A 17,603-nucleotide genomic window follows, 5' to 3' on the forward strand; every position below is an offset into this window, starting at 1 on the left:
TCCTCCTTGTTATGATTATTATACCAAAATTGCCTTAAAAAAAACTCAACTCTCTCTTCTTTTCAGATAGAAAGTTGAGTTTTTGTTTACATTTTGAACGAATTAAGCCTTGCCATATTGGGCTACAACAGCTTCGACTGCTGCTTTTTCACGCTTAATCAAGTCAACACGCGCTGCGATATCCTTGATCCCCATGCGGATGTTACGGCTAAGAGCTAGGTCAGAAAGTTGTGGTTCAAAGAATTCCTTGTACTCTACCAAGCGTTGCTCTGTTTTAAAGATATGTGATGGGAAGATGACAAAGCTGTCAAAGCTCATGTCACCACCAAGGGCCGCCTTAATCCAATCCCAGTTTTCACGCGCCCAAACCCAAACAGTTTCTTGTGTAGCTTGGTGTCCGAGGAATTGAAGGTACCATGAAGAAAGGTCTTGTGGTTTCACCACAAATTTGTCCTTCCATGAACGAATCAAGGTTTGGATATTGTCAGCATCTGTACTGTAGGCTAGAGCAGCTGCCAACTGGCGTTTGAAAACAGCATCTGTCGCATGAGTGTAGAGGTCCAGATAAGTTGCGACCAAGTCCTTGGTCTCATGGTGTTTCATCTCATTGATGAGAACTTGTGCACGGATGGCTGCTGGAAGTCCTGCAAGATTCTCCTTATGAGCTGCAAAGATTTGGCTAGCGACTTGACTAGCTTCTGCATCATTTGAGCGAATCATCATAGAAACGGCCAACTGACGAACCAATTCATCCTCATCTGATTCCCCGTCTTTGGCTTCAAAGCCAAGACGGTCATAGTTGTGACGAGCCAATTTAGCAACGAGTGTATTAAAGGCTTTCTCAGTTTCTGTACCTTCATCAATAAAGCGCTCAAGGGCAGAAATCACTTGAGAAACAGCTGATACAACAAGGTATGACTCTTCCTTAGCAAGTTTATCAAGGACTGGGAGCAAGTCAGCATAAGAAATGTGCCCTGCTTCAGCAAGCAGACGACGTTCTTGGACGATTTGCAGTTTGCTTGTGTTATCAAGTGACTCTAGCTCAGCAAGAACAGCATCTAACAAGTCTCCTTGATAGTCTGTAATGTAGTGGGCTGTATTTTCAGTGTTGAGACGAAGAGCTCCTTCATTTTCAGCAAGAAGAGCGGCATAGCCAGGGATTTCGATACTTTCAGTTTCAAGTGTGTCTGGCAAACCTTTCCAGTTGCTGTTGAGTGGCACTACCCAGAGGCGGCTCTTGTCTTCGTGCTCACCGATAAAGAATTGTTTTTGTGAAATCTTCAAGACATCATTTTCAACTTTGACAGTGAGAACTGGATAGCCAGGCTGTTCCAACCAAGAATCCATGAAGGCTGCGACATCACGTCCTGATGCCTGACCAAGGGCATTCCAAAGGTCACGACCGATGGTGTTGCTGTACTGGTGCTTTTCAAAGTAAGCATGCAAGCCTTTAGCAAAATCCGCATCACCGAGCCAGCGACGAAGCATGTGCATGAGACGGCTTCCTTTGGCATAGACGATAGCGCCATCAAAGAGCGTATTAATTTCATCTGGGTGTTTGACTTCGACGTGAACAGACTGCACGCCATCCGTCGCATCGCGTTTAAGCGCAGCTGGAACCCCACCTGTTTGGAAATCTTCAAAGATATTCCAACTTGGTTCGATGGCATCCACACAGACGTATTCCATCATGTTTGCGAAGCTTTCATTGAGCCAGAGGTCATCCCACCATTTCATAGTCACGAGGTTTCCAAACCATTGGTGAGCCAACTCATGCGCCACCACAAGAGCTACTTGTTGACGGCTAGCAAAGGTTGAGTTCTCATCCACAACCAAGTAAACTTCACGGTAGGTCACAAGACCCCAGTTTTCCATGGCACCAGCTGAGAAGTCAGGAAGGGCGATGTGAAGTGATTGAGGGATTGGATACTTAACTCCGTAGTAATCTTCGTAAAACTCGATTGAGCGAACAGCGATGTCTAATGAGAAATCAAGGTTAGATAGTGGGTGGGCTTTGGTTGAGTAGACACCTACGAGGGTACCATTTTTAGTTTTAGCGGTCACACCTTGCAAATCACCTGCTACAAAGGCCAACAAGTAAGAAGACATGCGAGGTGTTGTTTCAAACTTCCAGATGCCTGTTTCCTTACGATTTTCCACATCAATTTCTGGCATGTTTGACAAGGCCACTTCACCTTCTGCTTGATCAAAACGAAGAGCGAGGTCAAAAGTAGCCTTGGCTTCAGGCTCATCCACACATGGGAAGGCTTCACGCGCAAAATGGCTCTCGAACTGGGTAGACAAGACTTCCTTCTTGACACCATCCACTGTGTAGTAAGAAGGGTAAATACCTGTCATGTTGTCTGTGATTTTTCCTGAAAAAGCAATAACCAATTCAACTTGACCAGCCTCAGCCAATTCGACATGAAGGGCTTCATTCTCATGATCAACTGTAAATGGACGAGCTTGACCCGCAACTTCTACAGAAGTGATTTCCAGGTCTTTTTGGTGAAGGGAAATACGGTTACTCTGTGCTTGACCAGTAATGGTCACCTTCCCAGAAAAGGTCTTGGTCTCACGACTCAAGTCTAAAAATAAATCATAATGTTCAGGAACAAATTGCGTAATAAAATGTTCAACTGCTTGCATAGTTTTCTCCTATTCTAAGTTTAAGAGTTTTACTCTTCTTCAAACAAACTTATTATATCATGTTTTGCTTAAGAAAAAAGGATTGGACGGCAATTTCCAAAACTTTCTTCATCCTAGCGGTCTACTGTGGGTAGACCTTGCAAAATTCTTCTAAAACAACCTTGCTGTCAGGTGTAAAAGTCAAGCCCGCTTCCTCCAGCCACTCCGTGAAGAATTTCTCATGAACCTGACGCCAATAGGCTAGGGATTTGTCACCTTCCCCTTCCTTAAAGGCATGGTCAGCAGAAACTTGATGAAAAGGCTGAACGAAAACCTTTGTAATTTCGACGATACAGACAGCCTGATTTTGACTGTCTAAAATGACATCGAAGGTCCCTTCTTGTGGAAGAGATTCGTCCTCTACTGCGTAAAGATCGTAAGCTGAGGCGGTTGCTGTCTTTTCGCCTTTTAAAACCAAACCTGCCAAGGTATCGGCTTCCACTCCAAAAGCCCAGGCATCTATCTCATCTCCGATAGAGGGGTTAATTTGCTTATACGCATTCCACATTTCTTGAGGTGTCATTTGTTCTCCTTCTTTTCTTTTACCTTCCAATTCTTATAACTTGTCAGTTCCAATTCTGGGAATCCTCGTAACTCTGCCTTTACCTTCAATACTAAGGGAGAAGCATTTTCTTCGGTCATCTGCTCAAGAGGAAGCCAAATTGCCTTTGCTGAATCATTGCTTCCATCAAGAACCTCCTGAGGAAGGGATTGTTGAGAGCTCTCGAAATCGAGTACGATATCATAAAAGGCCATGATATGGTGAACAGCGAAGTCTTGCCCCTCTTCTTGAACCAGCACATCATACATCCTAGGATTTGAATAACGGCTAAGAGTATATCCTGTCTCTTCCAGAACTTCTCTCTTGAGAGTTTCTGTCAACCCCTCCCCTACTTCCTGACTACCACCCGGTAGATCAAAACGATGCTGATAAGGCCCTCTCATTTTCTCAATGCAGAGTAATTTTCCTTTCTCATAGCAAATGCCATAGACGCCAAAGTGATGTTTGATTTCCATATTCCACTCTTTCTAAAAATCCAAGATTGCTAGCTCACCTTATCCCTTAAAAGGAAAGAGACTATAGATTTCATACTCTTTGATATACTTCTTCAGTATCTCCATATTCTCTTCGATTTTTGCCTGGATATCAGTCTCTTCACAAGTTGACTCAGCAATAAAGAGGTGAATTTTTAATAAATCAGTCAGGTATAGCAGACGACGTTCCATTTCTGATTCAGGGCTTGGAGCCTGCTCGATTTTTGCAAGCTTTTGCTCCAAGCTATCACCATTCAAAAATCTCTGATGAACTCTCCTTCTAATTTTTTGAGTGGATTTCTCCCCATGTTCTAATGGAGACAAAAGGAGTTTTTTATAGACGAGTACCTGATTTTCTTTTTCTCTTTCCAGATAGGCCAATAAAACCAGAGAGCTCGAAACAAAGGTCCAAGTGTTATAATTCCCTTCAAATGGAACTTGTATGATACGATCTAATAATTTCTTAGCCATTACCTCTTAACCATCCAGATAAAGTAAATAGGCCAGATGATTCAGTGATTCGAGATAGCTAGCTTGGGGCTTCTTATTCCTTTTAAGGACCAGGTTCAAATACGATACTAGCTCAGCATCATTTTCAATCTCTTCGATTAGTTCTTTCACATTCATTTCTTTTCTCCTATCCAACTCACTTTGTGTTACTAAGAAAGGCTTTTCTCAGGTCAATCTTACCGAAATAGATAATCTTTCGCTGTTGTTTGGACGCTTGGGGAAAGATAGCGCTCTATCAAGTCACCTGTCCCTACAATATATTCCTCCAGAGGGACATCTTCTCTTTGGCCCCAGAAATTTGAAAAAGCGAAATAGAACTCAAAAAACTCCGTCAAACTTTCACTGAGTTTGTAATAATTACATTCTCCAGGAATCCAAGCGTAAACAGGAGATTTTTCATCTCTTATATCGCAGAAAAGAATGTCATCTATATCTGTAGCAGCGAATATCTGGTATTGCCCCTCAGTAAACTGAGGATCATCTTGTAAAGCCCAGCATTCAACTGTCCTTGCATGAGAATCTAAAGGCAACAAAATGATATTAAAACTATCATTAGCAAAATACAAATTCTTATCAAATGCTATGTGTTGATAGTAATCAAGTAATTCTCCTGTCAAATCTGAGGACTGGATCCTCAATTTTTCATCTGAAAAACTCACCGATTGGGGGATAAACGTTGTTTCCTCATAGAGTTTAATGATCTTTTTTAATACAGTAACTACTGTCATTTTTCTCTCCTTGGTCATTCCTCTTACGTCTCCTTTAGGAATTCCTGCCATATCTTCACTTCTGGATTTATCTCATGAGCTACCTCAGCATGCTTCTTATAATCCATATCCAAGTAGCCTTGTTCATTCTGGAAAATAATACTTTGTTCATAACATACTTTAAAGGTTGTGAGCATGGATTTCAATGACCGGTATTCGATCTGAGCCTCTTCTTCAAATACCTAAAAACCAAGTATTTGCCCCTGAGCTTCTGGAGCCAGGATCATGGCATAAAAATCTCCCCCTCCGCTAGCAAAAATTGGAAACCAAGACTGGTCCCAAGTATCCGTTTCTATTAGTTCCAAGTAGGTCTGGACACTTTCTTCCAGAGACATCAAATAGAAACCAGGAAAAAATGCCAGCTCACCGAGTGTGATTCCCTCACTATCTTTTGATCCGTTTCTCCAAGCATAAAGGGCATGCAAGTCCTGGTTCGGCTGTAATGGAATTTCCTCAAACAATTCTTGGATTTTTAGAGAAGTTATTCCCGAATTTAGATGTTCTACACAAGAATGATCTAGCTGTTGGAGACTTTTTTCAATCTCATTTAATAATTGGGTAATCGTTTCCATTTGTTCTCCTTACCTTGTAGTTCAGTTTCTTCGTCCCTATAATAGGGCCTTCCCATTATTCAATCCCATCCTCTTTGTTATACTCTATCATGCATTTGACTGCATATTCTACCCATTCCCAAAAGTCGTTAAACTCTTTCCGTTGCTCCCATCCTTCGGCAGCAAAATCATGAATGAGTTGAACCTTATTGCCCTTTCCTATTTCAAAACAAGCTGTATCATCACAGTCTCCTCTTTTAGCAAACGGAATCAACTTTCTGCTTGGGTACCTTTCCTGCAATCCCTTGTACAGAGATAGAGCCCATTCTGAATCCAATAGATACCAACAATCAAAATCAACTAAATTGAGTTCGATCAATTTTTTAAACGATTCAGGATACTGGAATATCCTTTCGTCCAGTAAATAGGTTTTCATTAATTATCTCTTTTTTGTTACTATTGAAATATCACTCCCTCAAGAGGATGTTTCTTATACATTGATACTACTATAAATCGATTGCTCATCATTTCACACTGCTACTCTATGATTGTGCCAAGTATCATCTTATTTTGCTCGGATATCTGAAAGTCATCAAAGAAATAGGGTAAAAAGTCATCAAGCAAGGGATGGCTAATCCCGTCGATTGGGAGGCCTCTTTTCTGACGTTCTTTTAGTAAAACTAAGATTTCAATTGGGAAATACTGCCATAGTAAGGTATTGAATTCAACTAAATGACTATCTTTGGTGTTCGCTAAATGATAATCACACATGGATATAATTGTTTCTCTAAAAACATCAACATCCTCTGAAAAAATAGTTTCCATAACCTGTTTATAGGCATCATTCACATTATGATAAGGATTGGAGTCCAAGGGTTTATATTTAGCATCACAGGCATTTTCGAGCAAGCTAGCTAACTGCTCTCCCTGTCCATTTCCATAAAGAAAAACGACTAAAGGCAATAAACTCTGGGCTGAAAAGAAAATAATTTTTTTCCCTTTTTCAACTTGGGCTTCTTTAAAATAGGCTAATTTATCAATTAAACACTCTACATAAGTATCATCTAGATAGGCAAGGGCAAATAAGATATTCAAACAAATATCTGTATCAAAGTTTGAGCCCCCTTTAGCCAAGTATTTAGCAGAAGCCATATCTGCCATTACAGAACAAAAACAGCCATTTAGCAAAGATTGATAGGTTTCAGATGTCTTGTTTTCAATGAACTCAGAAACCAAAGTATATGGTTGAATAGCATGAACCATCCGTACATGTTTATAGGAGTAGGTTTCTGTTTTCCCGTTTTCCTCCCAATTGATCTCAAGGCTTTTTTTGCCTGCTTTTAATGCTTCTAAAATTGCTTTAGTAGTAAAAAGCTGTGCTTTTTCAAGATCAAAATCTCTCGCCTTTAGTACTTGATTTCTAATAGTTGTTAATTTTCTTTTTTGATTTGAAAGTGTTTTATTCATATTGACCTCTAACATTTCATTACTTACACTTAGACTACCACTGTCTTTTGAAACACATTTCTTCCTGTCTTCCTACATTCTTCAGTATATCACAAGGAAGAATTGATCCACTTCCCATCACCAAGCCATTCTTTCTTATCAATCCACCATCGTCCTTCTTGAAACACCATTCGAAAACGATAGAGAGTTTCTAAACCAGAACGATTCTCCTTGATATAGAAGTAAGTTTGATTCCCGTCATGCTCTTCATCAATGATGGGATGCGTTTCTATTTTATAGTCAAATGGAAATCGAACAGATAAAGATACTTCCCTTGCTCTGAGTGTTTTTTTAGATCTACAAAACTGATCAAATATAGCAGCTAATTCATCCTTCAACATCTCTTTATCAGCTTTGTTTTTTAAGCTCCTAGTGGCTTTCCTCTCCCAAGAATACATGGCCTGCATAAACTGGAGGAAGGTTTCTTTTGCTAGATTCGTATGGGGCATATTTCCTCCTAAAAACAGATTTTTCACCTACACATGACAGGAACTTATGTAGTTATATCAGTAGTTTCATAGGATCTCATTTAGTCAATTCATCCTCTACTTCTAGAACTGAAGATGATGAACTAGACAAGGAATAATGTTCCAATAAAAGCTGATCAAACCTTTTATTCCCCATAATACGCTTACTTAAAATAGCATCCCAATCATTTTTTTCTAGTTTTAACTCATTTTTTTCGATGATATACAAGATAGTCAAAAATGGATATTTATAATAATTAGGAAATCGTAAAACATCCTCTATGACCTGTTCGTTTTCTTGGAGCAGATTTCGAACCCTAGGTAGGTAAATATTCTTTACTTTCTGGTAGAGGTAGTCACAAACTTTCTCCTGCTCCTCTTCATCTAGAGGTAAACTGACCGCACCTGTAGGAGAGAATTGTCTGTACTTACTTTCCATCGATGTGTTCATCACCAATACAAAATCTGTCCGAAAATTTGGTTTATAAGGAAGGGATATTTTCTCATAGAAATCTTGAATTGCTGGAATAGATACACTTTCTGACAGATTATAGCCCTGGAGATTTCTTAGGTAGAGGAATCTTATTATCCCCTGTCCGTTTTCTGCTTCAATGAGTATTTCATTTTTTAAAACTTTAATATCTTTCTATTCTGCAAATCTATCTGCTAGATAAGCTTTTAACTTCTTTTCAAAATCAGTTTTTACGTTCTTTATCATGGCCAACCTTTTAACAATTTTTAATACTTAAATATCCTTCTTCCTCTCCCTTATCATCCAATTAAGATTGAAGTTTTATGTCTGTAGATCTGAAGAAAAGGCAAAGGATACCAGCAAGAATAGCTACTACTTACCAGGGTATTCTTGGTTTTGGTCTTTTTATTAAGTCGTTAAAATCCTTGAAACTATGTTTGCAATATTCTTCTTGAGCTGTTTCAATCGGTAAAAAACGAATGCCTCGACCACAGCGATTCGATTCGATGGCTTCTTTTACTTCCTCCGTAACGACAAAGCCAGCCGCTGCAAGTAATTCAACCCTTCCAGGCTTAAAAATATCATAGTCAACATCCTCTTTTAAGACTATTTTTCTTGATACTGTATACATCGTTTTAGAAGGGAACGATTCTGTTTTCTCATAATCAATAAAATCAGGAGCGGGATTATCTCTGGTATAGGTATTAAATTTAAATAGATAAAAGTCAGGAGCTTCCATTACATCGCCATTCACTGTAAATTTAAGCTTTTTCCAAACATGACCCTGAATTTTGAATTGTTTAAAAATGGTTGCTAACTTTTTAGAAAGGATAAAACCATGGGAATACCAATAATAATCATAATCAAAATTTATTTTATTTATGTATTGTTTTTTATTCACAAAATTATAATAGATCACATCGGGACAATTTGGATCATAGATATATTCTATCGGTTTACTCCATTCTTCTTCGTAGGGTTTCGTTTGAATCTCAAAATCCACTCGTCCGTATTCAACATCAAAATTAAAGGATTTATTTGCTTTATCATCCATCACAAAGTAGTACTTCATAGTTTTCTCCTATTAGTCTGCCTTTTAAAATTTTTTTCGCTGCTTTTTTTACCAAGGGCGTACGTCCTGAGCTTAACTCCTCTACATAGTCCATATCAAACTCCTTTATTTCTGCTTGCCAGTTCTTCTTCCAAGATTCTGTTATAAACTATACTTCCAACACAGGCTTCCCAGTCTAGGTCCTCAACTTCTTCCCTAGAAAAAATCTTAGATTCCCGCCTACCATCTAGCCAGACCTTCCCAAAGTGAAGACCATTTGGATCTCCCCACTTAAAGGCTAAATCCTTAAAAGGGCTTGGATCAAAATCCGCTTGGTGACCAATTATCTGCCAAGACCATACTGGACTTCGATCAAACAAGGTGTAGGAGTCTACAATGATGGGCTTACCTATAAATTGAGCACGACTTAGCTCCTCAACTGTTATAGTAGGACTTGCTTGAAAGATATCGAAAAATTGGATGACATGACCAACATTCACTTTTCCAAGGATTTGACCAAATACAAACATTTCCTCCGAAAATTGATAGCAAAAAATATCACCAATTTTAATAAATCGAAGTTTTGTTCTTGGCTTTTCATTCCACTCACGAATCTTTAACTGGGGCAATTTTTTCTCCATAATTAATTCCATTCCTACTGCTCTTTATTTAAGATATGAAAGAGATCATCTCTTAGAACAATTCCATCGTCTTCTATCAAATAAGCCATATGCTCCCAAAAGGGCAATTGTTGTTCAAGGTGCTTATCTAGGGCAAGTACTTGACTCTTCAAGTTTGCTGCAATTTCTTCGACTTCATCTTGCTCAATCTCATAAAACTTTGCTTTCAAAAGAAAGATGCTTGATAGAAAGAGCGAATAAGAGGAAATAAAAGCTTGCAAGGAAGAATTGACAAAAACTCTATCTTCTTGAAAAACTTCCCTTCCTTCAGAATTGCAAAGTAAAAAGATTTGCTCCTCTTCTCCAATCACAAAAAATCCTAAAAAACACTGGCCAAAAAGCCTATAGACCTCTTGCTTTCTCCTGAGTTCGACTAGTTCGTTAGCTACTTTGACAAAAGAGAATCCCATTTTTGGATAATCCTCTAAATAAGACAAAAGGTTGAAACGGACCTCATCCAGACGAAATGATTTCTCCTCTGTAGACACCACACAAAAACCGTGCTCCTTCACTAATTCATTGATATTGACTGTCATTTCTCTATCCGATCTCCCTTTTCTTGCTTACCTATTTGCAACTATCTCAGTCATTTTTCAAACAAGAGCTAGTTACTTCCATTCAAGTCCCAAACACCTAGACACATCCTCAAAATAATCATCCCAGGCCCATTTGTAATCTTTGCGACTCATCAAGTAATCCACATACTTTTCATTCATCCAGCTCTCTGTATGGATAGAAAGAGCTCGCCTTTTTCTATCATCTTGGATCGCTGCTATTTTTTCCTGAGCCTTCTTTGACCGTTCACTCAGATTTTTTATATAGAGAATATCTGGATCCGCAGGACAAATGATCTCCGTTAAATCACACCTTGTAAACTCGACAAAACTGAGTTGAGCCTCTGATAGATCTGCATACAACTTTTCTACTTTCTTTGTTTTCGACCCAAAGGTACATTCAGACAGTTTTCCAATGATTTTATTAGACTGAAATTCTGGTAGGGGAAAGAAAATATCGTGCATCCTACACTTTTTAAAGAGACAATCCCTCATCTCACTGACATTCTCCAAAAGAGGACGCTCCATCTGACAAGAAAGAAAGGTAGACGATATAATGTGACTGTCATAAAATAAAGTTCCATTTAAATTGCATCGTTTGAAAGTACAGTTTCGAATAACTGTATGATCTTTGAAGCTGATTTCCCTCAAATCACAGTTTTCAAAGAAGACATTCTCAAAGATACAGTTTTCAAACACGACTCGTGAACTCTCTAGTATTCTGATGCTTGTATCCTTAAAGTGCTGATTCCGAATAAAACGAATCCTTCTTGCTTCCTCTTTTAGATTTTCAATCGATAGCTTCTCACCACTGTTTAGGATGATCTGCCCATCCTTTATGATAATCCCATCTTTCTCAACCATCTCCTGCTCCATCTTCTCATACTTCTCTTATAACCGACCACACCTAGTAGTAAGCGACTTCTCCTAAAACATATTCTAATATTTCAAGAGAATTGAGGGAGAATTTAATACCTCTACCATGCTCCGAGTCCTCTTTCAGTCCAAATTCCAAGCCGAAAATTAAATCTATATCCCTTTGTTCAGACAAGATAAAAATGGAAAGGAGTCTTGCACTTGCTAATTCTGTAAATTCCTCCTGAATTTTTGCCAAAGCTTTTGGATACCATACTGATGATTGATCCAGGAGATTATCTAGTTTTGCTCTGTAAGACGAAGTCAACTCCTCATTGATAACCTATAAAGAATCACTTAAAACAAGGCAGACCTTTTCTCTTTCCTCTGGAATCGATACAAACATCTCGTTATGGATATCAAATTTATATCCTCTCATCATTTTCTCTCCTAATGCTATCAGTCATCAGATACCTTTTATCTAATTAACCTAGCTAATCATTAAAGGGTATAAAATTATCGTGCTGATTATAATAATTCAAAGCATCAACCAAGTCTTGGTGACTTGCATCTGGCTTTTCTTCGAGCGCTACGATGAGAACATCAATCAACTGCTCTCCATAGTAGACTAGCTGGAGGTTTTGTTCCGCCACTTCTGTCGGGTAGACATCACGGTCTTCCACGACATCTGGATAATCTGATACCCAATATAGGTTATTAAGTCTCAGTTCTCCATCCTCCTTGGCATAGAGGCAAAAATCATCTGATGATAACTTGTCCACACGCACCTGCTCGATAATCTGCTCAAGTGAAAGTTCTATATATTTACGCATCATTTCTCCTTTTCATAGTTCACCTCCACATATTCACTAAGTATCAACTATATTACTTCAAACTCCAACCACCATCTATTGTCAAAATTTGTCCCTGCATGGCAGATGCCTTTCCACTTGCTAAGAAAAGGCTGATTTCTGCTACTTCCTCTGGCTCAATCCAGCGCTTGATTGGCGTTTCACTAGCCACCCAGTCAGCTAAGCCACCTGGTTCAAAGTCGGCAGCGGTCATAGCTGTCTTAACTGCCCCTGGAGCAATCCCATAGACCTGAATCCCAGCTTCAGCATAGTCTAGGGCCAACTGCTTGGTAAATCCTGCCAAGGCATGCTTAGAGGAAGTATAGGCATGACCACCTCCGCCAGCTAGACTTGAGGCAATCGAACACATATTGATAATGATTCCTTTTTTATTTTCCAGCATTTGCGTCAAATAATAGCGAGTCAACTCAACAGGAGTCACATAGTTGATTTCAAAAATCTCTTGAATTTCCTGCGCTGTTTGATCCAACAGTGGTTTGTAATCATCCAAAACTCCTGTAGTATTACACAAAACATCCACATAAGGACACCAGTCAAAAATTGGCTCCAAGTCCAAGGTCAAATCTCTCTGTAAAAAATGAAAATCACCCTCTAAGAGTGGATTTTTGCCCTGGTCAACTCCATAAACTTGATAACCCTTCTCTAAAAAGAGTCGAGCTTGAGCAAGTCCGATACCTGAGCTCACTCCCGTAATCAATACACGTCTAGTCATGCACTTCTACCCAATCCGTCGCCAAAACATCACAAGGTGTCGGGCTCCACATGGAAAAACCTTCCCCCTCCCCAGACACGTTGATGAGGAAATAAGGCGTCACTTCAAGTGCAACCCCGTTTTGCTCGATAGTGTCAAAGAGTTGGACATAGTTTTCAGCCCCTCCCCAACCAGTGCGTACATATTTTTTCTTGGCCTTTAACCCAGGCAGGATTTCTTCAAAAGTCATGATGTTCTCCTTTAATTCTAAATTCTTAGTTTAATTATAACAAAAAACCGTTTTCCAACGGCTTTTTGACTGTGCTTTATTTAAATCTGCTTCTACTTACGGCAAATTATTCCCTGCTACAAGATAAATTTCATACCATTCTTTTCTTGTTAAGCTAAAGTTTGCCGCTTGGCTAACTTCTCTCAAATGCTTAGGATTTGTTGTACCTACGACTGCCTGCATTTTTGCTGGATAACGCAATATCCAAGAAATGGCAATAGTTGAAGGGGTTACTCCATATTTAAAAGCTAGACGATCAAGTACTTGATTCAAAGCTTGAAATTTCTCATTACCAACAAAGTTCCCTTTAAAATAACCGAATTGTAAGACAGACCATGCTTGAATGACCACATCGTGTAATTTGCAATATTCAAAAACGCTGCCATCTCGCATAGTTGCTTGACTATCTTCCATATTAACATGAAAACCTGATTCGAATCCTGGAGTAAAAGCCGCACTCAATTGTAGCTGATTAACAGCTAACGGCTGCTTGACATCTTTTTTAAGCAACTCCATCATCATAGGATTTTGATTAGAAACTCCAAAATCTCGGACCTTACCTTGTTTATAAAGAAGATCAAAGGCTTCTGCTACTTGGTCAGATTCCATCAAAGCATCTGGTCGATGAAGAAGCAAGCTATCTAGATGATCAATCTTCAATCTTTGCAAAATTCCGTCGACTGATTTTATAATATAGTCCTTAGAAAAATCAAAATAGGTAAATTCTTCAATGCGAATGCCACATTTGGACTGAATCCACATCTTTTCTCTTAAATCTGGACGATTTTTTAGGACAATACCTAACAGTTCTTCACAACGACCACGACCATAAATATCAGCCAAGTCAAAAGCATTGATTCCAACAGAAAGTGCTGTTTCTACAAGCTCTTCAACTTCTTTTACAGACTTATCTTTTATTCTCATCATTCCGAGAACAATTTCTGATAATTCTTTGTCATCTTGACCAAGAGTTATGTATCTCATCAAATTTTTCTCCTTTAATTCTTCATTCTTCATTCTTCATTTAATTATAACAAAAAACCGTTTTCCAACGGCTTTTTGACTGTATATCTACTAAATTCTTCCTACCACTGTAATCCTGCTTCTCTGATTTCTTTCTTGGAAGCAAATTTACCATTTGGTCTGTGCCATCTTCCGTTTTTATCTCTAAAGTAGCCACCTGAATTAGATGATTGCGAGTTTGATTCTTGGCTTTCTTCCTTTTCTTGTGCGGCCTGATGTGCTTTTTCCTGTTCTTCTTCTTTTGCTTTCTTTTCAGCTGCTTCTTTTTCTTCTGCCTCTTTCTTGGCTTTTTCCTCAGCTTCCTTGTTGGCCTTTTCTTCAGCTTCTTTTTTAGCTTTTTCTTCTTTGTTTTCAACTGTATTTTTAGCCGTACCGTCCAAGTAATTGATTTCCGCATTAGCTGAAACATTGTCTAAAACGACATGCGTTACTGAATACTGATCAATCTTTTCTTTACTACCACCCAATTTGATTTCCAAGAGTTTGCCATTTTCATCTATTCCCACATACTGCAATTCAATTTGTCTCGGAATTAATTCATCTTTCTGATAGATTGGGGTTACCTTGTAGTCAAGATAGTAGTTGGGGTGATTGGCCAACCAAGAGTCCAATCGATTTTCATAATAAAGCATGCTTTCTTGATTAGTATTATCTGTACCATAGTAAGTTCCAGCATTGAGCCAGTTCGTCATAGGGACCAAGTTTCTCTTTTCATCGTTTAATCCACTAAACTGGTACCCAATCAAATGACCACGATTCATCAACCAAGCCTTTTTAGAGCCATCTCCATAATAAAAATTATAGTTGTGCCAACCAACTGGGTTATAACTTATCTTAGGCTCTCTCTTCTCTGTTGGTTCATCACTGTCCTTAAGTTGAATATGAGCACCCGTTGCGCGTGATTTAGAATCCAATTCCCCAAGTTCTAGTTGTTTCTCATTTTTAAAAGGTAAGAGTCCAGCTTCTTTAAACAACTTTTCATCGAACTTGATTTGCTTCTGTTCAATTTTTTCTTCTGGGACCTTTGATTCCGCCTTATGTCCAGAACAAGCAACTAGTGTTGTGATTGAAAGCAAGGCAATTGAGAAGGATAGTAGCTTTTTCATAAAAGTCTCCTTTTTATATAGTAATTAGATTAATATCTCCTATTACATTTTACTATCATTTTGTTAATTGTTCAAGAATAAAGAGGCTGTTATTATACTATTTCTCCCCCAATGTTTAAAACAAAAACGATAACCACTTTTCAGTAGTTATCGTTGATTTCTTTTGATTAGTCTTTCCAACCAAGTTTGCTATTGATGGTCATCATGATGCTAGCTATTTTCTCACCCCAGTATGGATCAGAAGCATAGCGAACATTCATTCCGGTTGCTTTATTTCCAAGGTGGTCTCTGCCATAGTCGATGTAATTCTCACGAATCCACTTGGCCGCTCCAAGGATTCCTTTATCCACATTATCAAAACTCTTGGCTGAGAGATATGGGCTCGTATCATAAGCAGCAATACCAAAGAAGTTATTCTTATCTCTGGCAATTTGACTGCGACCCCAAGCACTTTCAAGGGCACTATGTGCCATCAAGTAAAGGGCATTGACACCGTAGCGTTCCTCAGCTTCTTTGAAAGTCGCTCCTTTACCTGCGAGAGGACTATCCTGCAAGTTCATCATCGAATACAGTTTATCCAACTCAGCTGCACTATAATTACTTGGTTCTCTCAAGTTTTTATAGAGGAAAAGATTTTTAATGGTAAAGCCATCAAAATGCTCCCCGTCAGTTGAGTAGTACTTCTTACCAATAACCATAGCAGATGTGTGTGGAGCTACTTTGATACTCGTGTATGGAGAGAGTTCATGGTAGAGGAATTTCCCATCACTAGTATAATGAGGGATAAACTCGCTACCTTCATCTACTGCTGTCAAATCACTTTGATTCATATAGCCAGACAAGCCAGAAATCGAAACTGCAAGTCGGCCGCCTTTTCGCGTCGAGCTATCCAGTGAAACAATGCTTCCTTGGTTAATGTAACTCAAGATTTCTCCAGATGCACTATAGACATAGGCTGTGATTGGTTTAACTTTGTAATATTTGGTTTTATCCGCAACATGCCATCTACCAGAAGCATCCAAGGTATGACCATCTACAGTTTCATTTTTTGCCATATAACCGCCTGATTTAAGGTAGTACCATGATTGGTCGGATGAATCGTAGATTAATTCTTTCTCAGCCATCTTTCCATTTGACTTGAGGTAGAACCAATTGTTCTTGTACCATACCCACTCACTCGCAGCCATATAACCACCAGATTTGAGATAGTAGTAACCATTATCCCAGAGCCATTCTTTATTGGCATAATTTCCATCAGAGTTGATATAGAACCAAGAGTTATAATTCTTGTCAAAGAGCCACCCTTTGCCAGCTTTTGCTCCACTGCTCGTCACATAACTGCGGTCAATCCAAGTTTCCGTAGAGAGGTAGCCGCCTGATTTGAAATGGTAATCCTTACCTTTGATAGTTTGCCAACCTTTTTCAGCATAGGTTCCGTCAGCTTTCAAGTAAAACCAAGAGTTATAATTCTTGTCAAAGAGCCATTCCGATTTCAATTTAGCTCCACTTTTAGCAACATAGAAGCGATCAATCCAGCGCTCGGTAGAAAGATACCCACCTGATTTGAAATGGTAATCTTTTTCTTTAATCGTTTCCCAGCTTTTTTCGGCATAGGTTCCGTCAGCTTTCAAGTAAAACCAAGCATCATAATTCTTATCAAAGAGCCATTCCGATTTCAATTTAGCTCCACTCTTCGCAACATAGAAGCGATCAATCCAACGCTCGGTAGAAAGATAGCCGCCTGATTTAAAATGGTAGTCCTTCCCATCTATGGTTAACCAGCCATTTTCAGCATAGGTACCATCTTGTTGAATGTAGAACCAACTGCTATAGTTGTCATCATAAATCCAGGCTTGTTTAACCTTATGACCATTTTCTGATATATAATTCTTACCAAGCCAAGCATTTTTCAGCATTTTACCTTGTGAATTGATGTAGTACTGGTTCTCCCCTTGAGTAATCCACTCATCTTTGGCCATTTTCCCGTCTTCTTTAAGGTAATATTTTTCCTGACCTTGTTGAATCCATTCGTTTTGAGCTTTCTGACCATCAGACTTGAGATAATACCAGGATTCTTGTTCCTGATTAAATACCCACTGTTCCTTGGCTTTAGTACCACTTTCAGTCACATAGTACTGGCCAACCCACGTTTTCGTAGCTAATTTTCCAACTTCGGTAAAATAGTAATCCTTACCACCAACAGTCAGCCAGCCGTTCTCAGCACGATTTCCATCAGCTGTTAAATAAAACCAGGCCTGTTGCGTTTGGTCATAGATCCATTGGTTGGTTGCTGGTTTCCCGTCTGCTTTGAGGTAGGTCTTTCCTTGCCAAGTCCCCTCTTCTGCTTTTGCTGTTTCCACTACAGTAAAAAAACACCCCAATAAGCCAGCACTTACTAGGGCCACTTTCCATCGTTTCATTTAAATGCTCCAATAACGTTTTCTAATCCCTATTGTAACATAGTTAATCGACGGAAATATTACAAA

At 39.0% G+C, this 17,603-nt stretch carries 19 protein-coding genes and 1 pseudogene; all 20 read right to left on the reverse strand.

The window, feature by feature from the left end; all coding sequences use genetic code 11:
- Nucleotides 1-102 precede the first annotated feature (102 nt).
- On the reverse strand, nt 103-2,649 hold the full coding sequence (locus MP387_RS05420) for a M1 family metallopeptidase (RefSeq protein WP_242745604.1): 2,547 nt from the start codon (nt 2,647-2,649) through the stop codon (nt 103-105).
- Nucleotides 2,650-2,770: 121 nt separating this feature from the next.
- Complete coding sequence (locus MP387_RS05425) at nt 2,771-3,211, reverse strand: ASCH domain-containing protein (RefSeq protein WP_242745606.1); 441 nt, start codon at nt 3,209-3,211, stop codon at nt 2,771-2,773.
- Nucleotides 3,208-3,705, reverse strand: coding sequence for an NUDIX hydrolase (locus MP387_RS05430; protein WP_242745608.1), 498 nt, complete (start codon nt 3,703-3,705; stop codon nt 3,208-3,210). Before MP387_RS05430 ends, MP387_RS05425 begins: the two co-directional genes overlap by 4 nt.
- Nucleotides 3,706-3,744: 39 nt before the next feature.
- A pseudogene (locus MP387_RS05435) lies at nt 3,745-4,350 on the reverse strand (DUF6707 family protein).
- Nucleotides 4,351-4,409: 59 nt separating this feature from the next.
- A complete protein-coding gene (locus MP387_RS05445) occupies nt 4,410-4,961 on the reverse strand; it encodes a hypothetical protein (protein WP_242745613.1) in 552 nt (183 codons plus the stop codon).
- A gap of 221 nt (nt 4,962-5,182) precedes the next feature.
- A complete protein-coding gene (locus MP387_RS05450) occupies nt 5,183-5,572 on the reverse strand; it encodes an SMI1/KNR4 family protein (RefSeq protein WP_242745615.1) in 390 nt (129 codons plus the stop codon).
- Nucleotides 5,573-5,627: 55 nt separating this feature from the next.
- Complete coding sequence (locus tag MP387_RS05455) at nt 5,628-5,987, reverse strand: hypothetical protein (protein ID WP_242745621.1); 360 nt, start codon at nt 5,985-5,987, stop codon at nt 5,628-5,630.
- 101 nt (nt 5,988-6,088) lie between these two features.
- A complete protein-coding gene (locus tag MP387_RS05460; RefSeq protein ID WP_242745623.1) occupies nt 6,089-7,018 on the reverse strand; it encodes a hypothetical protein in 930 nt (309 codons plus the stop codon).
- A gap of 89 nt (nt 7,019-7,107) precedes the next feature.
- Nucleotides 7,108-7,506: an NTF2 fold immunity protein gene (locus MP387_RS05465; RefSeq protein ID WP_242745625.1), complete on the reverse strand. Its 399-nt coding sequence runs from the start codon at nt 7,504-7,506 to the stop codon at nt 7,108-7,110.
- A 76-nt stretch (nt 7,507-7,582) separates the two neighbouring features.
- Nucleotides 7,583-7,963 carry a hypothetical protein gene (locus tag MP387_RS05470; protein ID WP_242745627.1) on the reverse strand — a complete coding sequence of 127 codons (381 nt, stop codon included), beginning with the start codon at nt 7,961-7,963 and terminating at the stop codon, nt 7,583-7,585.
- Between the two features lie 409 nt (nt 7,964-8,372).
- Nucleotides 8,373-9,068 (reverse strand): imm11 family protein, encoded by a 696-nt coding sequence (locus MP387_RS05475; protein WP_242745629.1) that lies wholly within the window; start codon nt 9,066-9,068, stop codon nt 8,373-8,375.
- Between the two features lie 95 nt (nt 9,069-9,163).
- Nucleotides 9,164-9,700, reverse strand: a complete 537-nt coding sequence (locus tag MP387_RS05480; protein WP_223354846.1) for an Imm26 family immunity protein — start codon at nt 9,698-9,700, stop codon at nt 9,164-9,166.
- 2 nt (nt 9,701-9,702) lie between these two features.
- The gene (locus MP387_RS05485) at nt 9,703-10,263 is read right to left on the reverse strand and encodes an immunity protein (protein WP_242745631.1); all 561 of its coding nucleotides are present in this window, start codon (nt 10,261-10,263) and stop codon (nt 9,703-9,705) included.
- A 72-nt stretch (nt 10,264-10,335) separates the two neighbouring features.
- Nucleotides 10,336-11,145: a pentapeptide repeat-containing protein gene (locus MP387_RS05490; RefSeq protein ID WP_242745633.1), complete on the reverse strand. Its 810-nt coding sequence runs from the start codon at nt 11,143-11,145 to the stop codon at nt 10,336-10,338.
- A 485-nt stretch (nt 11,146-11,630) separates the two neighbouring features.
- Complete coding sequence (locus MP387_RS05495) at nt 11,631-11,969, reverse strand: DUF7716 domain-containing protein (protein WP_242745635.1); 339 nt, start codon at nt 11,967-11,969, stop codon at nt 11,631-11,633.
- A 52-nt stretch (nt 11,970-12,021) separates the two neighbouring features.
- Entirely contained in the window at nt 12,022-12,720 is a 699-nt protein-coding gene (locus MP387_RS05500; protein WP_242745637.1) for a 3-oxoacyl-ACP reductase, read from the reverse strand.
- Complete coding sequence (locus MP387_RS05505) at nt 12,713-12,949, reverse strand: DUF2829 domain-containing protein (protein WP_000141913.1); 237 nt, start codon at nt 12,947-12,949, stop codon at nt 12,713-12,715. Before MP387_RS05505 ends, MP387_RS05500 begins: the two co-directional genes overlap by 8 nt.
- A gap of 96 nt (nt 12,950-13,045) precedes the next feature.
- The gene (locus MP387_RS05510) at nt 13,046-13,972 is read right to left on the reverse strand and encodes an aldo/keto reductase (protein ID WP_242748048.1); all 927 of its coding nucleotides are present in this window, start codon (nt 13,970-13,972) and stop codon (nt 13,046-13,048) included.
- A gap of 101 nt (nt 13,973-14,073) precedes the next feature.
- Nucleotides 14,074-15,117 carry a DNA/RNA non-specific endonuclease gene (locus MP387_RS05515; RefSeq protein ID WP_242745639.1) on the reverse strand — a complete coding sequence of 348 codons (1,044 nt, stop codon included), beginning with the start codon at nt 15,115-15,117 and terminating at the stop codon, nt 14,074-14,076.
- 167 nt (nt 15,118-15,284) lie between these two features.
- Entirely contained in the window at nt 15,285-17,537 is a 2,253-nt protein-coding gene (locus MP387_RS05520; RefSeq protein WP_242745641.1) for a glucosaminidase domain-containing protein, read from the reverse strand.
- Between the last annotated feature and the right edge of the window lie 66 nt (nt 17,538-17,603).

The organism is Streptococcus oralis (assembly GCF_022749195.1).
Lineage (GTDB): Bacteria > Bacillota > Bacilli > Lactobacillales > Streptococcaceae > Streptococcus > Streptococcus oralis_CI.